Below are 16,111 nucleotides of genomic sequence, written 5' to 3' on the forward strand. Positions count from 1 at the left end.
CTACTGTTCATTACATCAGTCACATCATTGGAATTGAAATATCCACATAACACATTACCCTATCAATTTGTTGTTATTATAGCACAAGCCACTGCCCAGCAAGGCAAGGAATCGTTTCCCTCCTTCTTCTCTCTCGGCTACCCGCTATACTGCATACAATATAAAAAAACCGTGTTGAGCAGCAAACTACTCAAACACGGAACAGTAGATCTGAATTCGCATCAGTGTGACCTGGTTAAATCCCTGAATCTTTAAACAACGTCGCCATGGAGCCGCCGTCTACAATAATGCGAACAGCACGTGCGAGCATCGGAGCTACAGGCAGCACCTTAAAGCATTCCGGATGGTCATCCGGCAATGCAATGGAGTCCGTGACCACCACTTCTGCAATGGAAGGGTGATTCAGCTTGCCTAATGCTCCATCGGAGAACAGCCCATGGGTTGCGCATACGTATACGTTTTTGGAGCCGCGCTCCTTCAATCCTTCAACCACATTAAGAATGGTAGTTCCGGTATCAATCAGATCCTCAATAATAATCGGGGTCCGACCCTCCACATCCCCAATGACATGCGTAATGATGGATTCGTTGTGGCTTGGCCGCTTCTTGATCATTATGGCAAATGGCGAGTCCAAACGATTCGCCAGTTTCTCCGCCATCGATGCTCGCCCCGCATCAGGAGAGACAACCACCGGATTTTCGATCCCCTTGCTCAGCAAATAGTCACTAATAAGATCCAATGATGTCATATGATCCACTGGAATATTAAAGAACCCTTGAATTGCTGCTGCATGCAGATCAATGGTTACTACCCGGTTTGCTCCGGCGGTAGTCAACACATCTGCAACCATCTTGGCCGAAATGGGCTCACGCGGGGCAGACTTGCGTTCCTGACGGGCATATCCGTAGTAGGGAACAATAATATTTACCGTACGTGCAGAAGCCCTTTTGGCTGCATCAATCATAACAAGCAGTTCAACAAACAACTCATTGATCGGATGAGATAAAGATTGTACCAGAAATACATCACAATTACGGATTGTCTCTTCGTAGTGAACGTATATTTCTCCGCTCTTGAACCGGGACAGTTTGATCTTGCCTAGTTGTACGCCCAGCTTGTCGCATACCTGTTCTGCCAGCTTAGGGTTCGATGAACCGGAAAAAATACGTAACGAATGCTGCATAATGCCCTCCCGAGGGTTGAAGTCCCTATATAATCCCTTATCTAAAAGGTTATTTCTTACCCTCATTATACTCTACTGGCCTATACATTTAAAGAAAGGAACGAACGATGGCGGCTTTCAAAGACCGCCACCTCCGTACAGCCCAGCTCAAGCAGTAGAGCCTCGGCTTCAGGCAGATATTCTCCCAGTTTCAGTGGATCGTGTGCATCTGAACCAAGTGTCAGCGGAATCCCCAACTGAATGGCCTCTGTTAACATCCGGCGGCCAGGGAACATCTCTGCACAGGGTTTCGATAATCCTGAAGCATTGAGCTCCATGGCGCAGCCACTTTTCGCGATAGCTTGCAGCGCTGCATTTTCCAGAGCTATACGCTCTTCCGTCTGCTCTGGTGCTGGAGTATAGCCAAAACGTTTGATCACATCCGTATGGCCCATAATATCGTACATTCCTGTAGCTGCCGCTTTGCTTACGGCATCATAATATTGACGATAGACTTCCAGTACGTCTTTGCCTTCCCAATGATGGGTCTGGCGAAAATCGGTAATATCCCACTCTCCAAGGAAATGAACGGATCCAATTACATAGTCCCAGGGGTACCGTTCAATAATGGCCCGAATTTCAGTTTCCCAGCCTTCAATATAGTCTCCTTCAAGACCAACACGTACATCAATCTGACCACGGTACCGTTCCTTCAGAGAGAAGCACTCTTCCACATAACGGGGCAGCTCGTCCATGGGCATCGCCATCTCAGGTAAATAGTGAGCGGGGTCTACATGCAGCAAAGGCATGTGATCCGACAGCCCAATCTGCGACAGGCCAATCTCCACCCCACGCTGCACATACGCCTCCAGCTTGCCAACGGCATGACCACACCGCTCATGGTGTGTATGATAGTCTATACGCACAGGGCTCGCCTCCTAATCGCGGCGAGGCCGCTCGTGGCGACGGCTCAGCTCGGACATGATGTCATCCAGCGGCAGCTTGCGCTCTTGCAACAGAACGAGCAAGTGATACATCAGGTCACTAACCTCAAGACGAAGCTCGTCATTGTCTTTATTTTTGGCGGCGATGATCGTCTCGGAAGCTTCTTCACCGATTTTTTTCAGGATTTTATCAACACCCTTATCAAACAGGTATGTTGTATATGCGCCTTCTGGACGCTCGCGTTCACGTTCTGCAATAACGGATTCCAATTCAGCTAGTACTTCAAAACGGCTCTCCGAGCTAGCACTTGTAGAAGCAGCACCCCCTACATCTGCACTCGTTCCTTCTGAAGCACGGTCTGCCGAATTCTCTGGCAAGCCTATGATCTCATTATGGAAACAAGTCACTTCTCCTGTATGACATGCAGGTCCGTTCGGCTTCACTTCAACCAGCAAGGTGTCACCATCACAGTCGTATTTCAATGAAGTAATCGTCTGTACGTTGCCTGAAGTTGCCCCCTTGTGCCACAGCTCTTGACGCGAGCGTGACCAGAACCACGTTTCACCGGATTCGAGCGATAATTTCAGGGATTCCCGATTCATATAAGCCATCATCAGAACTTGACGAGTCTCTGCATCCTGAACAATGGCAGGAACCAACCCGTCGCTCCACCGAATGTGCTCCACAACCTGTTCCAAGGATAGCTGTTCCTTGATCTCACTGCTTACGTTAGTCACGGATCTCCACCCCTTGTTCTCTCAAATGTTGTTTTAACGCCGGAACGGCGATTTCTTTGTAATGGAATATCGTTGCTGCTAGACCTGCATCTGCCTTGCCTGTCGTGAACACATCATAGAAATGGGATTCCTTACCCGCACCGCCCGAAGCGATGACCGGAATACGTACCGATTCGGATACCGCTGCGGTCAGCTTCAGATCAAAACCATCCTTCGTTCCGTCCGCGTCCATACTAGTCAGCAGAATTTCCCCAGCACCTAATGTCTCCGCCTGTTTCACCCACTCCAGCGCCTTGATTCCTGAAGGTTTACGGCCACCATGCGTATAGACTTCCCATTCGCCCCATGCCTCATTGTACTTCGCGTCTACCGCAACTACGATACACTGGGAGCCAAAGCGACGTGCCCCGTCTGCAATCAGCTGAGGATTAAGCACAGCCGCCGTATTTACCGCAATCTTGTCTGCTCCTGCACGCAAAATGCGTTTCATGTCTTCCACCTTGGAGATCCCTCCACCCACGGTAAAAGGAATAGCGATCTCGCCTGCAGTTTGCCGCACCACTTCTTCCATCGTTTCGCGGCCTTCCACCGAAGCGGAGATATCGAGAAACACCAGTTCGTCCGCACCCTCGCGGTCATACAGCGCGGCCAGCTCTACCGGATCACCCGCATCGCGGAGATTGACGAAGTTAACGCCTTTGACAACCCGGCCGTCCTTTACGTCCAGACAAGGAATGATTCTTTTTGCCAGCATGTTCCTCTTCCTCTCTCCTGATGATCGTTAACGTGTACATGTTTAATTGAACATATATAGTACTGCTATTATTTATTTACTGCACGAACCGCCTCGGACAGATCAATGCTGCCAGTATACAGTGCTTTGCCTACGATTGCCCCTCCGACACCATCTTCCGCATGCTTGCTTAAACGAAGCAGATCATCCATGACACTAACTCCCCCTGAAGCAATCACCGTACGGCCACTCGCCTTCGCGAGAGACACAATCGCTTCCACGTTAGGACCCTGCATCATGCCATCACGGGAGATATCAGTGAAGATGAAGGTTTCCGCACCGAATGCCGTCAGCTCCTTTGCCAGTACCTCAGCCTGAACCTCCGATGTCTCCAGCCAGCCGCGTGTCGCCACATAGCCGTTACGTGCATCAATACCAATAGCTACTTTGTCTCCATACCGCCCCAGTACTTCTTCTGTAAATGCGCGATCCTCAATAGCAGCTGTTCCGATAATAAGGCGACTTACACCGAGACCCAACAAACGCTCTACATCAGCCACTGTACGAAGACCTCCACCCACCTGAACAGGCACGTTTACGGCCGAAGCAATGCGTCCAATCAGCTCATCATTCACGGGATGACCTGCTTTTGCACCGTCCAGATCCACCAGATGAACGTATGTACCACCTTGCTTTTCCCAGGAAAGAGCAACTTGAACCGGGTCATCGTTATATACCGTCTCCTGATTGTAATCTCCCTGCACCAGTCTTACACATTTGCCGTCCCGGATATCAATTGCCGGATATAGGATAAAAGATGACATACAAGGCCTCCTGAATATATTCATATTTCTGCTCTAAATAAATTGAACTAAAGAATATTTACACTTACCACTCCGATGACAGAACAACCTTCCGATCGCTGTTATCCCCAGATTTTTTTGGATCCCTTATTTAAAGGGGGAACTCCGGGGATAAAGGCGAAGCGTATGCTTCCGATGCAGCTTTCTTTCAGAAAACTTTTAGCTACGTATTACTTACAAGGTTTTCGTTGAAAAATCATATGATTCCGAATGATATTACGCCTTCGAATTAAGCCTTCGATCCAGTCAATGCCAGGAAGTTCCCAAGCAGCTTCATGCCAAGTTCTCCGCTCTTCTCGGGGTGAAACTGCATGCCGAAGTTGGAACCTCTGCCCACAATAGCCGTTACCGGATGTCCGTAATCCGTCACAGCGAGCAGATCGCTTTCTACTTCAGTACGAGCATAATATGAATGGACAAAGTAGACATGGCCCGCCTCCAGCCCCGCGAATAGCGGATTCTCCGGATGCAGGAACGTCAATCGATTCCAGCCCATATGCGGAACCTTTAATTCTCCCGGTGCGAATCGTACCACTTTACCCGGCAAAATATTCAACCCTTCATGCTCGCCATGCTCTTCACTTGAGCTGAATAACAACTGCATGCCCAGACAGATCCCGAGGAGCGGCTTGGGTCCCTCTGCCGCCTCCTTCACTACAGCGTCCAATCCACTCTCCCGCAAGTGCACCATGGCATCGCCAAATGCACCCACACCTGGCAGAATCACTCCATCTGCACCAAGAATAGCATCCCGGTCACCTGTGACCAGCGTTTCGTAGCCAAGACGTTCGACCGCTTTGCCGACGCTGTGCAGGTTCCCCATACCGTAATCGACAATTGCAATCGCCATCGTCTACAGCACTCCTTTCGTGGAAGGCACACCTGTTACACGCGGATCAATCGCTGTCGCTTCATCCAGTGCACGGCCCAGCGCTTTGAAGATCGCCTCGATCATGTGATGCGTATTTTGTCCATAGTGAACAATAACGTGCAGTGTAATACGTGCTTCCAGCGCCAGTTTCCACAGGAATTCATGCACCAGCTCGGTTGAGAAGCTGCCCACTTGCTGAGATGGGTATTGTGCACGGTATTCAAAGTGAGGGCGGTTGCTGACATCGATGACGACCTGAGCGAGAGCCTCATCCATGGGTACAAATACACTGGCATAACGTTTGATGCCCCGCTTGTCACCCAATGCTTCACGAAGAGTCTGTCCCAGACAGATCCCGATATCCTCCACCGTGTGGTGATCATCAATATCAATATCGCCGCGCGCCTGTACGTTCAGGTCGAATTGTCCATGCTTCGTGAACAGATCCAGCATGTGGTTCAAGAAAGGTACATCCGTTTCAATCTCGGATTGTCCAGTGCCGTCTACGGCAAAAGAAAGCTGAATGTTCGTTTCATTTGTTTTGCGGTCTACCTCTGCCTGACGTACAGCACCCTTGTTCTGTAAGTCCAAATTATTATCCTGCTTATCCATGATCCGATTCCGCCTTTCCTTCCTGTTCTAACCGTACAGCGATCGCACGGGCATGTCCTTCGAGCCCTTCATGCCGGGCCAGCTCTATAATAGCCGCTCCGTTTTGGAGCAGCGCTTCCTTGCTGTAATAGATCAAACTCGATTTTTTGATAAAATCATCCACGTCCACAGGTGAACTGAATCGGGCTGTTCCATTGGTCGGGATAATGTGATTTGGTCCGGCAAAATAATCCCCTACCGGCTCCGAACTATATGGGCCGAGGAAGATCGCTCCGGCATTTTCAATCCGGCCAGCGTAAGCCATGGGCTCCTGCACCATGATCTCCAGATGCTCCGGTGCGAGCCGGTTCACCACATCGATTCCCTCATCGATGGAATCGACCACAATAATTGCGCCATATTGCTCTATGGAAGCAGCAGCGATATCGCGCCGAGGCAGCACATCGAGCTGCCGATGCACTTCGCCCTGCACAGCTTCCGCCAGCGCGGGCGAATTCGTGACGAGAATGGCCGATGCCATCTCGTCATGCTCCGCCTGCGACAGCAGGTCGGCGGCGACGTACACCGGATTCGCCGTATCATCGGCGAGCACCACAATCTCACTCGGCCCGGCGATACTGTCGATATCGACTGCACCGTACACCTCGCGCTTCGCGAGCGCCACGTAAATATTACCCGGTCCACAGATCTTGTCGACCGGGGCAATGCTTTCCGTGCCGTAAGCAAGGGCGGCGATTGCTTGTGCGCCGCCAACCCGATACATCTCGCTCACGCCTGCTTCCGCAGCAGCGACGAGAATGTACGGGTTAATGCCTTCGCCGCCATTAGTCGATGGCGGCGTCACCAGAACAATCTCCGGCACACCTGCCACCTGTGCCGGAATCACATTCATCAGCACGGACGAAGGATACGCTGCTTTGCCGCCAGGCACATAGACGCCGACCCGCTTCAGCGGCCGGATCACCTGGCCCAGCAGACTACCGTCCGGCTGCCAATCCATCCACGAGTTGCGCTTCTGCTTCTCGTGGAAAGCACGAATGTTAGCGGCGGCCTGACGGATTGCCGTCACAAAGGAAGACTCGACGGCTGCATAAGCCGCCTGCAGTTCTTCCTGCGGCACGCGGAGCTCCGCAGCTGTCAGCTTCGTGCGGTCCAGCTGCTCCGTATAACGCAGCAGTGCCGCATCTCCTTCCCGGCGAATGTCGCTGACAATGCGCCGTACCGTTTCATTTTGCTCCGGTGAACCGTATTCCACTTCCCGCTTCAGATCAAATTCCCGTGCAGGTACAATTTTCATGCGTACAACCTCCTCTATCCCTGTAGTGCATGTGAAGCCTCTAATACCCGATCAAGCTATAATCAATCTCAATATCTTATTTTCATTCCATATTGCCAGCTTATATTTACCCCCGAAAACTTCCCGCCGACACCTCATTCGAGGCTGGAATGACCTGCTGGAGAGCATCGCATAATGCCTGAATCCGTGCGTTCTTCATCCGATAGCTAACCCGGTTGGCAATAAGGCGGCTCGTAATATCCAGAATACCTGTCATCTCAACGAGTCCGTTCTCGCGGAGCGTCTGACCTGTCTCCACCAGATCGACGATTCGATCAGCCAAACCAATCAGCGGCGCCAGTTCAATGGAACCGTTCAGCTTGATCACTTCCACCTGTTGTCCCTGCTCACGGAAATATTGGGAAGCGATTCTTGGGTACTTCGTTGCCACCCGCTGTTGAATGCCTGGCGTCCAGTCCGGTAATCCAATAACAGACATGCGGCACTGTGCGATTCCCAAGTTCAACAATTCGTATACGTCCCGATTTTCCTCAAGGAGAACGTCTTTGCCCACAATGCCAATATCCGCTACTCCATACTCGACATACGTTGGCACATCCACCGGCTTCGCCATGATGAATTCCATTCCGGCTTCCGGTACTTCAATGACCAGCTTGCGGGTATCGTCCACGTCCACGGGAATGTCGAGCCCTGCTTCGCGGAACAATTTGGAGGCTTTCTTATAGATTCGGCCCTTCGGCATCGCAACCTTCAAAATATCCGACATCTCAGCGTTTCCCTCCCTTTTCAGATCCGAACGTAATAACCTGCTCAGCCTGCATCGACTTGTTGCCTGTTAGAGCTCCAACATTTGTCGTACTTGTCTCTGCTCCATCTTCGGGAAGGAGAAACGTGACTACATTCTGACCGATACTGCGTAATCTCGCCGCTTCGTTTAGAGCCTCTGCTCGGCATTCTGACGTATATTGAATACGCACAGGTTTCTTTTCTTCTATTGTAATGCCGTGAACACCATCGATAATCCGGTTCGTTTTGAGTGCAAACCCTGTAGCTGGCAGCGACCGACCAAACTGCTGTAACAGATTGTCATACCGTCCGCCACTACATACCGGTGATCCAAGTTCTGCCGCGTAACCTTCGAACGTCATGCCTGTATAATAGGAGAAATCACCAATCATCGTCAGATCAATCAACACATGCTCAGATACACCATACGCTTCCAACACTTCAAAAACAGCACATAGATGTGCAATGGATTGTGCTGCTTCAGCACTTGAGCTCAGCTCTGTTGCATGAGTGCATACTTCTTTACCGCCACGCAAACGCAAAATTGCTTCAAGCTGCTCCTTTAGTTTAGGCTCCAGATTCAATGCTTCAATGGATTGACGATAGCCGACATAATCACGTCCGAGCAACCCTTCTTTCAGCTGCTCCTGTTGTACCGTTTGACCTGGAATGACCTCTTCCAGCAACCCGTTCAGGAATCCCATATGACCCATCGCAATTTTAAAGGAAGATACACCCGCTGCCTGCAATGAAGCAATCGCAAGTGCTACAACTTCTGCATCTGCCTCTGGTGAATCATCGCCAACCAGCTCTACACCCGTTTGAAAAAATTCTGCCTCACGTCCCGCTTCCTCTTCAATAGAACGAAACACATTGGCATGATAGGAAAGACGCAGTGGTAGCTCTTCATCTTTCAACAAAGAAGAAACTACCCTTGCAATCGGAGCTGTCAGATCCGATCTCAGCACAAGCGTAGTACCCCGGCTGTTCAGCAATTTAAACAATTTGCGATCTGATGTGGAGCTTGCTACACCCACGGTGTCGTAATATTCAATTGTTGGCGTAATAATTTGACGGTAACCCCAGCGTTCCATGCATTCCAGTACATTCCGCTCAATCGTTCGCAGCTTGGTCACCACATGTGGTGTGTAGTCACGAAAACCGGTCGGTTTTTCAAAGCCTTTTGGTTTGGACATTGGTATTATTCACCCCGAGTCAGTAGTTTAAGATGGGTAGACGTTCTATTTCAACAGGATTTATGTAGTGTAAATCCTCATTCTATCTTGTAACCTAAATTATTATTACTGCTGCCAGGCTGCTTTCAGAAAATAAGCACGTGTCTATTTGTGCTATTCTATACTGTTCTTGCCCCTGTTTTCTTTAACATGGTAAAGTGCTAACAAACTAAAGGATATGGGATATGATAACATGAATGACTATCCATCGTCAACAATGTGACCCCTTTGGTCCGCCTGGCATGAACTCTTCCTTTTGATCTCATGGATAAAGCCATAGTTTCACGATTTATATACGAAAAAAGCTGCCATCAGCAGCCTCCTTAATCCAGTCCGTTCGAGTTTATGCTCGTCCCCTGGTTGAATCAATTCAGGTTATTTATCTATCCTTGATAGCCTTCCTTTTCAGATGTTTCTTCTTCTATTTCTTTTTCAGATACATTCCTATTTTTTACAAAATTTTTCTACAATTGTTTTTTTGTTCTTTATTCGCTCATACTGAGTCTTTTACTCCAAAGTTCCCGGAACAGGTGGCTCAGTCTCTACGACAATCTCCTCCGCTGCATTCGAGCTGGACAGATCGCGGAGTGGGTTCCCTCCGACAAAAGCGCCTGGAGCCACATCCTTATGGACAACCGCGCCAGCCGCTACCACCGCGTTATCTCCGATGGTCACACCCGGCAGGATGGTTGAATTGGCACCGATAAGTACATTCTCCCCGATAATTACCTCACCGAGTCTATACTCCTTAATGAGATACTCGTGAGCCAGGATGGTGGTGTTGTAACCAATCACGGAATTCTCGCCTACCGTAATTTTCTCTGGAAAGAATACATCCACCATCACCATCAATCCAAATGCCGTATGTTTCCCCACCTTCATGCCAAGCATGCGACGATAGATCCAGTTCTTGACCGATAGAATCGGGCAGTATCGTGACAACTGAATCCAGATGAAATTGCGCACGCCTTTCCACGGACTCACTGTCTTGTAGATATGCCAGAGAGCATTATGGCCTTCTACGGGATAGCGGGTTACTTTTCTCATGAACGTCCCGTTTCAATAAGCGTAAGCAAGTCCTTCATGTCGTGCAAAATATAATCCGGGTTATAGCCGCTTAATACAGTCTCTCCCTTAAGAGACCAGGCCACACCTGCTGCCAGTGCACCCGCGTTCTGCGCTGATTGAATATCGACTGGACTATCACCCACCATCAGGGTTTTCGAAGGGTCGGAACCTAGTTCCTCCATCGCTTTCAAGACAGGTTCAGCATGCGGTTTGGGATTTGTTACATCTGTAACCGTCACAATTGATTTCATATATTTTAACAGGTCGAAACGCTCCAGCACCTTGAGTGTGGATGGACGAATCTTGGTCGTAACGACACCCATCACAATTCCCGCTTGATGCAAGGCTTCAATGACCTCAATGACGTGAGGAAATGGCTGCACCATCGCATCGTGATGTACATCATTGTACGCCCGATATCCTTTTACGTATTCCGCAACATCCTCTTTACCTGAAAATGTACGCATCTGATTCTCCAGTGTACCTCCCATATGAGGAATGATCTGTTCCCGCGTCCACGGTGTGGACACCTGCAGCTCCTCTATAACGTGAAGGAAAGAGCTGATAATCAGCTCATTGGTATCAATAATCGTTCCATCCAGATCAAACAAAACCGTGTTAATCATGCTGCATTACTCCTTTTTATCTTCAGCTTGCTTAGGCTCCTCATGGGCAGGCTCTGAAGTTACCGTGCCTTCTTTGCCTGCAACCGAACCCGTATGCACCATATCATCCGATGATTCCGAAAGAACTTTGGAGGATACAATCGGATCACTATATCGCACAGCTGCCTTACCCGTCGTTCTTCTCACGACGATGAATACTACCGCAGCAATAATGATGGCAATAGCCAGCAGTTGCGAGATTCTCACATTACCGTATGCCGGATCCAGATAACCTTGCTCGAAGCCCATAGCTGTCATCGGAGACCATAATCCATTGACCAGCGAAGCAACCCACTGCGGAGCCTGGAATCCCAGACTGTCTGTACGCAGCGCTTCGATAAAGAAACGACCGATCGAGTACCAGATGAAATAGGACATAAACAGCTCACCCGCACGCAGGAACTTCTGACGACGAAGCACCAGCAAGATGACCAAACCAACAAGACTCCACATCGATTCATACAAGAACGCAGGATGATGGAATACACCTTCCACATTCATCTGATTGACAATAAAGTCTGGCAAATGAAGCTTGTCCCTCAAAAATGATTCTTCCACTGGCCCGCCATAGGCTTCCTGGTTTACAAAGTTACCCCAGCGCCCAATCATCTGCCCAACGATAAGCCCAGGTGCACATATGTCCGCCATGCGCCAGAAATTATACCCTTTACGACGGAAGAAAATAACTGCACATATGATTGCTCCAATCAGTGCGCCGTATATGGCGATACCACCATTCCATATTTTAAAGACATCCCAGAAATTATCCTTATAATCATCCCATCGAAATGCCACATAGTATATGCGGGCACCAATAATGGCAGAAGGCACACCAAGCAGAACCATGTCCATGAACACTTCCTGCGGAATGTTGTACCGTTTACCTTCCCGGATGACGAGCAGCAAACCTACAAGTGCTGCTGTACCAAGAATAAGCCCGTACCAGTGAACCTTTAACGCTCCTATGGAGAACGCAATTGGATTCAACAGTAATAATGTATCCATTCATTCACACTCCTATAAAATGACTCATTCAAACGCATGACCAATTGCTGCATGTCTCTACCATCCTAGAACGGAGCAGAGCATGTCAACCATTGGCCCTTTATTCTACATGGAATTCTTCTTAGTCCATGTCTTCCATATCTTCAGAGATGGTTGCTGTAAGCTTATTCGTAAATTGCAGCGCAGCATTTAGCCCCATCTGTTTCAAGCGATAGTTCATTCCCGCTACTTCAATGATAACAGCCAAGTTCCGTCCCGGACGCACAGGGATCGTAACAAGCGGTACATCGGTATCAATAATACGTGTAGTCTCTTCATCCAGACCGAGACGGTCATATTGCTTATCCTGCTGCCAAGCTTCCAAACGGACAACCAGCGTAATTCGTTTGTTATTACGTACCGCGCCCGCACCAAACAATGTCATGACGTTGATGATGCCGACACCACGGATCTCCAGCAGGTGACGGATCAACTCCGGTGCAGTTCCGTGCAGCTGAAAGTCCGATGTCTGGCGGATTTCTACCGCATCGTCGGCAATCAGTCGGTGACCACGTTTCACCAGTTCCAGTGCGGTTTCACTTTTACCAATACCGCTGCTTCCTGTAATCAACATCCCTACGCCATACACATCACAGAGTACACCGTGAATCGTTGCTGTAGGCGCCAGTTTCTTCTCCAGGAATCCAGTAATCCGGCTGGATAGAATCGTTGTAGCCATGTTACTGCGGAGCACAGCCAGGTTCTGTTCTTCACTGATATCGATCAATTCCTGTGGAACTTCCAATCCACGGGTTACTACGATACATGGCGTTTCTTCCGTACAAAGGCGCTGCATTCGATCGCGGCGCTCATCTTCCGGCAGCATCGCAAAAAAGGCCAGCTCTGTTCTACCTAGCAGCTGAACCCGTTCTTGAGGATGATATTCGAAATAACCGGCCATTTCTAGGCCAGGACGGTTCAAATCGTCTACGGTTATGACTCTCTTCAGACCATGAGATCCAGAAACAACCTCTAACTGGAACTGTTGTACCAATTCAGATACTTTCACTTTTTTCACCATTTGTCTCTTCCTTTCAGCATTCGCTGCCCTCTATGTATATCAGCATTAGCGTCATTCATTTGCATTAATAGCGCATTCATGTTGTTTGTTACAGCATCTAACCTTCAAATAATCTTAAATGAATTCCGGACTGAATGCAATCTTGGCTTCATCCACCCATGAGTAAGAAAAGTCTTCTCATCGAAGCACTATCGAGGATACTGCATTCGTGGTTTAAAGATTGATTTTCTTGCGATTATCAAATCCTTCAGCCCCGCTGGAAACTTATAAATTCAATAATCTTCAAAAAAGCCCCTTCCAGCAATAACGGAAGGGGCTCTGATAACAATGTATGATTGCATTAACTGACAGATTCCATCATTACTGAGGAATCCTAGTAATATTAGTCTTGAAGGAGCACGTTCACTTCAGTCTCTTTGTCAAAGATATGAACTTTGTTCATGTCGATTGCCATTTTAACTGTGGAACCATCACGAGTGTTGGAACGTCCGTCTACACGTGCGATTGTAGTATCATTACCTACACCGCTCAAGTAGAGGAGCATTTCGTGACCCAAGTTCTCTGTTACGTCTACGTGTGTAGAGAATACAGAGTTCGGGGATGCTTCCAGGAATACTGGCTCTTCGTGAATATCTTCTGGACGAACACCCAGAATTACTTCTTTGCCAATGTATCCTCTTGATTTCAGCACTTGTGCTTTACCTTGCGGGATTTCAACGTCCACACCAGGAGCTACGAAATGCAGGCTAGTACCTTGCTCAGCCAATTTACCCGAGATAAAGTTCATTGTCGGGGAACCGATGAAACCAGCTACGAACAGGTTAGCAGGGTGGTTATAAAGCTCTTCCGGAGAAGCTGCTTGTTGGATGATACCATCCTTCATAACAACGATCCGATCACCCATTGTCATGGCTTCGATCTGGTCATGCGTTACGTAGATAACGGTTGTTTCCAAACGTTTCGCAAGTTTAGTGATCTCAGCACGCATTTGACCACGCAGTTTTGCATCCAAGTTGGAGAGAGGCTCATCCATCAAGAAGACTTGTGGATCACGGACGATCGCACGTCCCAGAGCGACACGCTGACGTTGACCACCGGACAATGCCTTAGGTTTACGCTCAAGCAAATGTTCGATATCCAGGATTTTAGCTGCTTCACGTACACGTTTGTCGATCTCGTCTTTTTTCACTTTACGCAATTTCAAACCAAACGCCATGTTTTGATATACGCTCATATGCGGATACAAGGCATAGGATTGGAATACCATCGCGATATCGCGGTCTTTAGGAGCAACATCATTAACGACACGGTCACCGATATAGAGTTTACCTTCAGAAATTTCCTCAAGGCCTGCGATCATACGCAGTGTTGTTGATTTACCACAACCGGACGGACCAACCAGTACCAAGAATTCTTTATCTTTGATGTCCAGGTTAATATCAACTACTGTTGCTTTATCAGAACCCGGGTATTTTTTGAAAATATGCTCTAAACGTACACCAGCCATGATTATTGCCTCCTCAGAGATCATTTTGTAATCGAATACATTTTGTAGTTTTATATTAACCCATTTGTGTGATGTTTGACTATTCGCAAACTGCACAAAAATATCAGAGCTTTTTCGTCACTTTGTACATAAGCAGTAAAAGCCTTACCAGAACAGCACTTTCGAAATTTCTCACATCATACCCAATCTCCTGTTTGATCTTATCCAGACGATACACCAGGGTATTGCGGTGAATGAAGAGTCGCTTTGCCGTCTCACTGACATTGCAATCCAGATTAAAAAAGGTCTCCAGGGTGGCAAGTGTCTCACTATCACTAAACAGCGTGGTTCCCTTCCCCGTCTCCTGTATAAAACGAAGACGCTGCTGCTCCGGGATGCTCGCCACCAAACGTTCGAGGTGCAGATCCCATGGGAGATGGATATGTTGTGCGACATGGAAAGACCTGCCCAAATGGATACTTTCTTGAAGAAGAGCCGTAACGGTCGACAACTGTTCGGCCGGGATGCAGGGTAAGGATGCTGACAGATGGAATACACCCGCCCACTCACTGGCTACCAACTCATACAGCCCCTGACAAAAAGCATTCAGTAAGTCCTTTCTGGCTTCTGTCGTATCGTCCTCGGCTTCACCCGTGACAATCTGTTCATCGCCGAGAAATAGCCACTCTTGCTCCCCGACTGGGATTAGCATAATGTCTTCTCCAAAGTAGCTCTCCAGCAACTTGTTCAGTTCCTTGGAACGAATCCGATGGGCATCCGGTGTCTCACACTGCAGCAAAAATGGAATTTTCTCTGTATTCAATTCACCGGCGAATACAAAATGTTCAGGAACCGATTTTTGCTCGGTTGGATGTTTGAGCTGCTGCCGAAGCCACTGTCCCAATTCAGCAAGCAGCTGTTCTCTATCGTTCTCATATATTACGGGCTCCTCTTCATCTATCGGCTCCTTATGACTACTAATGAGAAGTTCAATCAAGCGCTGTACTTCGAGCGTAACCGAGTCAGCAGAGCATACCCAATTTAAAATGGTCCCTTCATGTTCATTCAACCCTACTCTAAAAAATATACGGTCTTCTGTCCGCCAACTGTTCGCACCTTTAACGATATCATTCCTTCTTACATCATCAATCGCTAAACCCACAGCCTCTTTTGTATCAGAATTAAGAAGAACCAATGGATTAGGTTCTCGATCAGTAGAATGCAATGCAGAACGATTCCATTCTTCTATAGTTATCACGGATTCATGTAATGTAGTACCTAGGATTACTTCAATTCGATGTTTTAGATCAGGTATGAGCTTCATATAATGAACGCCACCACTCTGCTTTTTTCTATTATTTTATCATAACTTGGGCAGCATCGCCTTTTTCGATCATTTAGGGTCAAATTTGAACTCAGCTATCCATGCAAACAAAATCATAATCTTTTTTTTACATAACAAAAAAAGTGACCAATCAAATTAATGATTTAATCACTTTTCATATGATGAGTCATGAAGGGCTCGAACCTTCGACACCCTGATTAAAAGTCAGGTGCTCTACCAACTGAGCTAATGACTCATAAAA

16 protein-coding genes and 1 tRNA gene are annotated in these 16,111 nt (G+C 48.1%); all 17 read right to left on the bottom strand.

Going from position 1 to position 16,111, the window contains the following annotated elements; genetic code table 11:
• Positions 1–235: 235 nt before the first annotated feature.
• On the bottom strand, positions 236–1,183 hold the full coding sequence (locus PPA03S_RS24320; RefSeq protein WP_062326686.1) for a ribose-phosphate diphosphokinase: 948 nt from the start codon (positions 1,181–1,183) through the stop codon (positions 236–238).
• Positions 1,184–1,263: 80 nt separating this feature from the next.
• Positions 1,264–2,088, bottom strand: coding sequence for a histidinol-phosphatase HisJ (gene hisJ, locus PPA03S_RS24325; RefSeq protein WP_062326688.1), 825 nt, complete (start codon positions 2,086–2,088; stop codon positions 1,264–1,266).
• 12 nt (positions 2,089–2,100) lie between these two features.
• Positions 2,101–2,844 carry a bifunctional phosphoribosyl-AMP cyclohydrolase/phosphoribosyl-ATP diphosphatase HisIE gene (gene hisIE / locus PPA03S_RS24330; protein WP_062326690.1) on the bottom strand — a complete coding sequence of 248 codons (744 nt, stop codon included), beginning with the start codon at positions 2,842–2,844 and terminating at the stop codon, positions 2,101–2,103.
• Positions 2,837–3,598: an imidazole glycerol phosphate synthase subunit HisF gene (hisF, locus tag PPA03S_RS24335; RefSeq protein WP_062326693.1), complete on the bottom strand. Its 762-nt coding sequence runs from the start codon at positions 3,596–3,598 to the stop codon at positions 2,837–2,839. The genes hisIE and hisF overlap by 8 nt, the downstream gene beginning before the upstream one ends.
• A 68-nt stretch (positions 3,599–3,666) precedes the next feature.
• Positions 3,667–4,401: a 1-(5-phosphoribosyl)-5-[(5-phosphoribosylamino)methylideneamino]imidazole-4-carboxamide isomerase gene (gene hisA, locus PPA03S_RS24340; RefSeq protein ID WP_062326695.1), complete on the bottom strand. Its 735-nt coding sequence runs from the start codon at positions 4,399–4,401 to the stop codon at positions 3,667–3,669.
• A 268-nt stretch (positions 4,402–4,669) separates the two neighbouring features.
• The gene (gene hisH, locus PPA03S_RS24345; RefSeq protein ID WP_062326698.1) at positions 4,670–5,290 is read right to left on the bottom strand and encodes an imidazole glycerol phosphate synthase subunit HisH; all 621 of its coding nucleotides are present in this window, start codon (positions 5,288–5,290) and stop codon (positions 4,670–4,672) included.
• A gap of 3 nt (positions 5,291–5,293) precedes the next feature.
• Positions 5,294–5,923, bottom strand: a complete 630-nt coding sequence (hisB, locus tag PPA03S_RS24350; RefSeq protein ID WP_062326701.1) for an imidazoleglycerol-phosphate dehydratase HisB — start codon at positions 5,921–5,923, stop codon at positions 5,294–5,296.
• A complete protein-coding gene (hisD, locus tag PPA03S_RS24355) occupies positions 5,916–7,220 on the bottom strand; it encodes a histidinol dehydrogenase (protein WP_062326703.1) in 1,305 nt (434 codons plus the stop codon). The genes hisB and hisD overlap by 8 nt, the downstream gene beginning before the upstream one ends.
• A gap of 106 nt (positions 7,221–7,326) precedes the next feature.
• Complete coding sequence (gene hisG, locus PPA03S_RS24360) at positions 7,327–7,986, bottom strand: ATP phosphoribosyltransferase (protein ID WP_062326705.1); 660 nt, start codon at positions 7,984–7,986, stop codon at positions 7,327–7,329.
• Between the two features lies 1 nt (position 7,987).
• On the bottom strand, positions 7,988–9,202 hold the full coding sequence (locus PPA03S_RS24365) for an ATP phosphoribosyltransferase regulatory subunit (protein ID WP_062326707.1): 1,215 nt from the start codon (positions 9,200–9,202) through the stop codon (positions 7,988–7,990).
• Between the two features lie 546 nt (positions 9,203–9,748).
• Positions 9,749–10,288 (bottom strand): acyltransferase, encoded by a 540-nt coding sequence (locus tag PPA03S_RS24370; RefSeq protein ID WP_062326709.1) that lies wholly within the window; start codon positions 10,286–10,288, stop codon positions 9,749–9,751.
• Positions 10,285–10,935: a pyrophosphatase PpaX gene (ppaX, locus tag PPA03S_RS24375; RefSeq protein ID WP_062326711.1), complete on the bottom strand. Its 651-nt coding sequence runs from the start codon at positions 10,933–10,935 to the stop codon at positions 10,285–10,287. Before ppaX ends, PPA03S_RS24370 begins: the two co-directional genes overlap by 4 nt.
• A 6-nt stretch (positions 10,936–10,941) precedes the next feature.
• Positions 10,942–11,979 carry a prolipoprotein diacylglyceryl transferase gene (gene lgt / locus PPA03S_RS24380; protein WP_062326713.1) on the bottom strand — a complete coding sequence of 346 codons (1,038 nt, stop codon included), beginning with the start codon at positions 11,977–11,979 and terminating at the stop codon, positions 10,942–10,944.
• A gap of 121 nt (positions 11,980–12,100) precedes the next feature.
• Positions 12,101–13,039, bottom strand: coding sequence for an HPr(Ser) kinase/phosphatase (gene hprK / locus PPA03S_RS24385; RefSeq protein WP_062326715.1), 939 nt, complete (start codon positions 13,037–13,039; stop codon positions 12,101–12,103).
• Positions 13,040–13,421: 382 nt separating this feature from the next.
• Positions 13,422–14,546, bottom strand: coding sequence for an ABC transporter ATP-binding protein (locus tag PPA03S_RS24390; protein ID WP_062326717.1), 1,125 nt, complete (start codon positions 14,544–14,546; stop codon positions 13,422–13,424).
• Positions 14,547–14,649: 103 nt separating this feature from the next.
• Positions 14,650–15,783, bottom strand: coding sequence for a PucR family transcriptional regulator (locus PPA03S_RS24395; RefSeq protein ID WP_217998969.1), 1,134 nt, complete (start codon positions 15,781–15,783; stop codon positions 14,650–14,652).
• Between the two features lie 249 nt (positions 15,784–16,032).
• Positions 16,033–16,105, bottom strand: a tRNA-Lys gene (locus PPA03S_RS24400).
• Positions 16,106–16,111: the final 6 nt, after the last annotated feature.

The organism is Paenibacillus pabuli NBRC 13638, from assembly GCF_001514495.1.
Lineage (GTDB): Bacteria > Bacillota > Bacilli > Paenibacillales > Paenibacillaceae > Paenibacillus > Paenibacillus pabuli.